The following is a 6,759-nucleotide window of genomic DNA, read 5'->3' on the forward strand; positions in this document are numbered from 1 at the left end:
CATGTCGGAGCAGCACGGCACCAACGAGGGCTCCCTCTGGGGCGCGCGGTTCGCAGGCGGACCGTCGCCCGAGCTGCAGCGCCTGTCGAAGTCGACGCACTTCGACTGGCAGCTCGCACCCTACGACCTCGCCGGGTCGCGCGCGCACGCCCGCGCGCTCGCCGCGGCGGGCTACCTCGAGGCCGACGAACTCGAGCGGATGATCGCAGGCCTCGACGCCCTCGAGCAGCGGGTCGTCGACGGCGGGCTCGTCGCGGCCGACTCCGACGAGGACGTCCACGGCGCGCTCGAGGCCGCCCTCATCGCCGAGGTCGGGTCCGAGCTCGGCGGCAAGCTCCGCGCCGGACGCAGCCGCAACGACCAGATCGCCACGCTCGTCCGCCTCTACCTCAAGGACCACGCGATCACGATCGGGCGCATGCTCGTCCACCTCATCGACGCCCTCTCCGCTCAGGCCGACGCGCACCGCACCGCGATCATGCCCGGGCGCACGCACCTGCAGCACGCGCAGCCCGTGCTCCTGGCGCACCACCTGCTCGCGCACGGCTGGGCGCTCTCACGCGACCTCGAGCGGCTCGTCGACTGGATGAAGCGCGCCGACGTCTCGCCCTACGGCGGCGGCGCGCTCGCCGGGTCGACGCTCGGGCTCGACGCGGCATCCGTCGCCCGCGACCTCGGGCTCGCCGGCCCGGCCGAGAACTCGATCGACGGCACCGCGAGCCGCGACGTCGTCGCCGAGTTCGCGTTCGTCGCCGCGATGATCGGCATCGACCTCTCGCGCATCTCCGAGGAGATCATCCTGTGGAACACGCGGGAGTTCGGCTTCGTCGCGCTCGACGACGCCCACTCGACGGGCTCGTCGATCATGCCGCAGAAGAAGAACCCCGACATCGCCGAGCTCGCGCGCGGCAAGTCGGGACGGCTCGTCGGCAACCTCACGGGGCTGCTTGCGACGCTCAAGGCGCTGCCCCTCGCGTACAACCGCGACCTCCAGGAGGACAAGGAGCCCGTCTTCGACTCGGTCGAGACGCTCGAGGTGCTCCTGCCCGCCTTCACCGGGATGATCGCGACGCTGACCTTCCACACCGACCGCATGGCCGAGCTCGCGCCGGCCGGCTTCTCGCTCGCGACGGACGTCGCCGAGTGGCTCGTGAAGCGCCGGGTGCCGTTCCGCGACGCCCACGAGATCACGGGCGCGCTGGTCCGCTACGCGGAGACGAACGGGCTCGATCTGCACGAGGTCGACGACGACGCGCTGGCCTCGATCTCGCCGCACCTCGTCCCCGAGGTGCGCGAGGTGCTGACCATCGAGGGGTCCGTCGCGAGTCGTGACGGCATCGGCGGCACCGCGCCGTCGCGCGTCGACGCGCAGTTCGCGTCGCTCGCCGATCGCGTGCGGCACCTCGTGTCCGTCCTGCCCGGCGGAGACGACTGAGCCGCGACCCGGCGTCGAACACGATGGGCACGGGCGAGCGGATGCCGCGACCGGCGTCGCACGCCGGACTCGTGCGCCCGGATCGCGACTGGTTCCGGCGTGACCCGGTGGCGCTCGCGCCGCTGCTGCTCGGCGCGGTGCTCGCCTACGACGCCGACGAGGGGCGGGTCGCCGTGCGGCTCTCCGAGGTCGAGGCGTACCGCGGGGTCGGCGTCGACCCCGGCTCGCACGCGTTCCGCGGCCGCACGGCGCGCAACGCGGTGATGTTCGGCGACGGCGGCCACCTGTACGCGTACTTCACCTACGGCATGCACGTGTGCCTCAACGTGGTCGCCGGCGAGCCGGGGACGTCGGCCGGCATCCTGCTGCGCGGGGGGACCGTCGTCGAGGGACTCGACCTGGCGCGCTCGCGCCGGCCGCGTTCCACGGACCGCGACCTCGCACGGGGTCCGGCGCGACTCGCGCAGGCGCTCGGCGTGCCGCTCGCCGCGAACGGGTCCGACCTGCTCGAGGCTCCGTTCTCGCTCGAAGTGCGCGCTGCGCCGCTCGCGCACGAGACCGGCCCGCGCACCGGCATCAGCGGGCCGGGCGGCGCGCCGTCGTTCCCGTGGCGGTTCTGGGTGCCGGGCGATCCCGGCGTCTCGGTCTACCGGCGCCATCCGAAGTCGCACTGACCTGCCGACGTCGCACCGAGCATCCGTGTCGCACCGAGTGCACGCTGCGCCGGGCGCCATCGACCCTGTCGAGCGCGCCGCCTGCGGCGGCACCGTCCGATCAGCGGATCGCGAGGTGCACCGCGAGCGCTGCGGCGCACGCCCAGATGAGACTGGCGAAGGTGCCGATGATGAACCGCTCGCGCGCCTCGGGCGCCTCGAGCTCGGTGAACCGTCCGACGCCCTTGACCGCGACGACGATCGCGAGTCCCTCTGGGAAGCCGGCGATGATGCTGCCGGCGGCGGCGAGGCGCTCGAGCACGCCGATCGTGAGGCCGCCGCGCAGGACCTCGCGCCGCGCGGGCGCGATGCCGGGCGGGGTGGCCCCATCCGAGCGGACCGCGACGAGGATGCCGCCGTGCGCGCCGGGCGACGTGCTCGACCCCATCGCCAGCTGCAGCGCCGTCGCCGCGGCCGGGCTCCCGCCGAAGACCGCGACGACCACGCCGAGGAGCCCGACGAGCGGGGCCGCGACCATCGGCACGTCGTCGGGCACGGTCGAGGCGGCGACGATCGCGAGCGCGAGGGCGCCCGCCGCGGGCCAGAGGTGGATCGGTCGCGGGCGGAGGTAGGCGAGCACGGAGAGCACGGCCGACCCGGCGAGGGCGACCACGATCACCGCCCATCCGACGGCCGACATCGCACCGACGACGTTCACGGGTCCTCCGCTCTCCCGGGTTCGGGCCGGGTTCGGGTCCGAGCATAGCGACGGGCTCGGTCACCGCCGATGACCGCGACGCGCGTCCGCGGTCCTCGCGAGACGACATCCGAACCGGATGCGGCGTGGCGCCCCCGTGGGCGTGCTCACGCGCCGGCGTCGGCGCCCGCAGGCGCCGGCTGCGACGTCGGTGCTGCGTGCTCGTCGGGATCGTCGCCGCCGAGCGAGGCGATGAGTCGGACGATCGCCGGGCGGGCGTCGTCGTCGGCCGACCACATGGCGGTCCGCAGGCGCTGGCTGACCGCGGCATCCGAGATGCCCAGCAGTTCGGCCGCGTGCTTCTGCGATCGGCCTGAGCGCACGAGGTCGACGGCCTCCCAGCCCTGTGCGGTGCGTCGGTCGCGGAGGAGCAGGAGCAGTCGGACGATCGCCTCGACGTCTCCGGCCGGGAGCAGGCCCGTGTCGTCGCCGTCCGTTCGGAGCGCGAAGCGCGCCTCGCCGCGCTTGGCCGCCTCGACCGCCTCGCGCGCGGCGAAGAACGCACCGCCGGTGGCCTTGCGGACGGCATCGGGGAGGGGCTCGCGAACGTCGCCGATGCCGAGCCCGATGCTCCAGTGCCCGTCGCGTGCGAGGTGCAGCACGAGTTCGGTCGCGGTCGTCGCCCGGTCGGTGAGCACCTGCACCTCGTCGCCGGCAGTCTGGTCGACGGGCAGGCTGAGGCGGTCGCCGTATCGCTCCTGGAGCTCGCGCTGCATGGCGGCCGAGCGGTCGACGTCGGTGCGGCTGCCGATCTGGTCGGCGGTGACGACGTACATCTCGTGCCCTCCGTCTCAAGCGTGGAGACTTGACTGCGTTGATTGAAGGATAGAAGCTTCAATATCTCGAGTCAAGGTTCTATGCTTCACCGGTGCGAGGTTCGCCCGCTGCTACCCTTGCACTCGTGTCCGACCCAGCGATCCTCGCCACGCAGCAGAACGACCCCTCGTTCGACGACGTCTGGGAGGAGCTCCGCTGGCGCGGACTCGTCCACGTCTCGACCGATGAGGCGGCACTCAAGAGACTCCTCGCCGGCGAGCCGATCACCTACTACTGCGGGTTCGACCCGACCGCGCCGAGCCTGCACCTCGGCAACCTCGTGCAGATCCTCACGCTCCGCCGCCTGCAGCTCGCGGGCCACAAGCCGCTCGGCCTGGTCGGCGGCTCGACCGGCCTCATCGGCGACCCCCGCCCGACGGCCGAGCGCACGCTGAACACCAAGGAGACGGTCGCCGAGTGGGTCGATCGCCTCGACGCGCAGGTGCGCCGGTTCCTCTCCGCCGAGGGCGAGAACGCGGTCCGCATGGTGAACAACCTCGACTGGACCGCCGGCCTGTCGGCGATCGACTTCCTCCGCGACATCGGCAAGCACTACCGCGTCGGCACGATGCTGAAGAAGGACGCGGTCGCCTCGCGACTGAACTCCGACGCCGGAATCAGCTACACCGAGTTCAGCTACCAGATCCTCCAGGGCTTCGACTACCTCGAACTGCACCGGCAGTACGACTGCGTGCTGCAGACCGGCGGCAGCGACCAGTGGGGCAACCTCACGAGCGGCACCGACCTCATCCATCGCGTCGAGGGCGTCCACGTCCACGCGATCGGCACGCCGCTCATCACGAACTCCGACGGCACCAAGTTCGGCAAGAGCGAGGGCAACGCGATCTGGCTCGACGCCGACATGTGCAGCCCGTACCGCTTCTACCAGTTCTGGCTGAACACCGACGACTCCGACGTGATCGACCGACTCAAGGTGTTCACGTTCCTCAGTCGCGAGCGAATCGAGGAACTCGCGGACAAGGTCGCGACCGAGCCCTTCCGTCGCGAGGCGCAGCGCGTCCTCGCGCACGAGGTCACGACGCTCGTGCACGGTGCGGATGCCACGGCATCCGTCGTCGCGGCCTCGCAGGCCCTCTTCGGGCAGGGCGACCTGGCCGGCCTCGACCGTGGCACGCTCGAGGCCGCGCTGCGCGAACTGCCCCACACCGAGACCGCTGCGGATGCCCCGGTCGTGCAGGTGCTCGTCGACACCGGCCTCGTCGCCAGCCTCAGCGAGGGCCGCCGCGCGATCGCGCAGGGCGGCGTGTCGATCGACAACGTGCGCGTCGAGGACGACTCGGCGCTCATCGGGGGCCGGGTCGACGCCGGCGGGATGGCCGTCCTGCGCCGCGGCAAGAAGACCCTCGCGGGCGTGTTCGTCCGGTAGGGACTGATGACTCGCGAGGCGGCGGACCGGCTCCTCGCGGGAGTGTGGGCCGAGCTCGATCGCGATCCGTCGGAGCTCGCGGCGCTCGCACCGATGCCCGAGATCCCGCTGACCGCGCGCCTCGACGTGTCAACGCTCGCCGCGGCATCGGTCGCGGCCGCGAGCCTCGCCGCCTGGTCGACTGGCGCGCCGCCGCGATCGATCCGCCTCGACGGGGCGCGCATCGCGACGGCGTTCCAGAGCGAACGCGTGGCCCGCGTCGACGGCGAGGCGCCGTCCGTGTGGTCGCCCCTGTCCGGGTTCCGGCGTGCGCGGGACGGCTGGGTTCGCACGCACGGCAACTACCCGCATCACGCGGCAGCGCTGCGCAGCGTGCTCGGGGTCGAGGATGGAGCGGATGCCGCGGAGATCGACGCGGCGGTCGGCCGCTGGTCCGCCGGGGAGCTCGCCGAAGCCGTGACCCGCGCCGGCGGGATGTGCGTCGCCGTCGCGAACGAGGCCCCGAGCGAGGACGACGAGCTTCGGGGACATCCCCTCATCGAGGTCTCACGCATCGGCGACGCCGACGTGCGCGTCGAGCGGTGGACCGACGCCGAGCGACCACTCGCCGGCACCCGGATCCTCGACCTCACCCGCGTGATCGCCGGGCCGGTCGCGACTCGGACGCTCGCGCTGCTCGGCGCGGAGGTGCTCCGGATCGACCCGCCGTCGCCGGCCGAACCGGAGTGGCAGCACCTCGAGGGCGGGCCCGGCAAGCGCTCGGCGCTGCTCGACCTGCGTTCAGATGCCGACGCCGCCCGGTTCGACGAGCTCCTCGCCGAGGCCGACGCGATCGTGCTCGGGTACCGCCCGGCGGCCCTCGATCGGCTCGGGCTGGTGCCAGCGGAGCTCGCGGCGCGGCGCCCCGGGCTCGTCGTGGGGCAGCTCTCGGCCTGGGGGTTCGACGGCGTCGCGGGGGAGCGGGGCGGATTCGACAGCCTCGTCCTGGCCGCATCCGGCGTCTCGCTCATCGAGGGTGCGACGGAGGCGCCGAGCGCGCTGCCCGCTCAGGCGCTCGATCATGCGACCGGCTATCTGCTCGCCGCGGCGGTGACCACGCTGCTCCAGCGCCGCTCGATGCAGGGCGGATCGTGGCTGGCTCGGATGTCGCTCCGGCGCACGGCCGCCGAGCTCCTCGGGCTTGCGCGACGGACCCACCCGGGGCCGTCCGGCCTGGCGGATGCCGCGCGCGAACCGCACACCGTGACGCTCGTCGGACCGGCGGGGGAGCAACGCATCGCGGCCCCCGCAGTCGCGTCGCCTCGAGGGGTCGTGGACTGGCCCGGAGCGCCGCATCGATGGGGTTCCGATCGGCCGTACTGGGCGGGCTGAAGCGCGACACGCCCGGGATGCCGTGTCGAGTTGCGGCACCCCCCGTATCTCCGTAGAGTATTCATTCGTTGCCCCACAGGAGCGAGTGAAGCGAGAAGCTTCGCCTCCTCAAGCGGCACGATCCCGAACCCCTGATCCTCACGCAGGATCCCGGGTTCGAAGCATCCGTACCGGTCCCTCGGGATCACCGGATGATTGACGAACATCGCTTCGGATGATCGATCGCAGCGCGGTCGTGAACCGGGTGCGTCCGTTCCTTGAGAACTCAACAGCGTGCACTATGTTCAATGCCATTTTTTTGAACCCCGTCCTGCTTCGGCAGGTGGGATATTTCTTTGGT

6 protein-coding genes are annotated in these 6,759 nt (G+C 72.4%); 4 read left to right on the plus strand and 2 right to left on the minus strand.

Annotated features, from left to right (window positions below):
• Position 1: 1 nt before the first annotated feature.
• Both argH and ABME02_RS17995 read left to right on the plus strand, forming a co-directional pair.
• Positions 2–1,435 carry an argininosuccinate lyase gene (gene argH / locus ABME02_RS17990; protein WP_353816729.1) on the plus strand — a complete coding sequence of 478 codons (1,434 nt, stop codon included), beginning with the start codon at positions 2–4 and terminating at the stop codon, positions 1,433–1,435.
• Positions 1,436–1,476: 41 nt separating this feature from the next.
• A complete protein-coding gene (locus ABME02_RS17995; protein WP_353816730.1) occupies positions 1,477–2,109 on the plus strand; it encodes a DNA-3-methyladenine glycosylase in 633 nt (210 codons plus the stop codon).
• A 100-nt stretch (positions 2,110–2,209) separates the two neighbouring features.
• On the opposite strand, the gene ABME02_RS18000 is transcribed toward ABME02_RS17995, so the two are convergent.
• Entirely contained in the window at positions 2,210–2,806 is a 597-nt protein-coding gene (locus ABME02_RS18000) for a hypothetical protein (protein ID WP_353816731.1), read from the minus strand.
• A 146-nt stretch (positions 2,807–2,952) separates the two neighbouring features.
• A complete protein-coding gene (locus ABME02_RS18005; RefSeq protein ID WP_353816732.1) occupies positions 2,953–3,621 on the minus strand; it encodes a DNA-binding protein in 669 nt (222 codons plus the stop codon).
• Between the two features lie 125 nt (positions 3,622–3,746).
• Between ABME02_RS18005 and tyrS the strand changes: the two genes are divergently transcribed.
• Together tyrS and ABME02_RS18015 are read left to right on the plus strand one after the other, a co-directional pair.
• Positions 3,747–5,048 carry a tyrosine--tRNA ligase gene (gene tyrS / locus ABME02_RS18010; protein ID WP_353816733.1) on the plus strand — a complete coding sequence of 434 codons (1,302 nt, stop codon included), beginning with the start codon at positions 3,747–3,749 and terminating at the stop codon, positions 5,046–5,048.
• Between the two features lie 6 nt (positions 5,049–5,054).
• Positions 5,055–6,419, plus strand: coding sequence for a CoA transferase (locus tag ABME02_RS18015; protein ID WP_353816734.1), 1,365 nt, complete (start codon positions 5,055–5,057; stop codon positions 6,417–6,419).
• Positions 6,420–6,759 lie beyond the last annotated feature (340 nt).

The organism is Agromyces zhanjiangensis (assembly GCF_040496055.1).
GTDB classification, from domain to species: domain Bacteria; phylum Actinomycetota; class Actinomycetes; order Actinomycetales; family Microbacteriaceae; genus Agromyces; species Agromyces zhanjiangensis.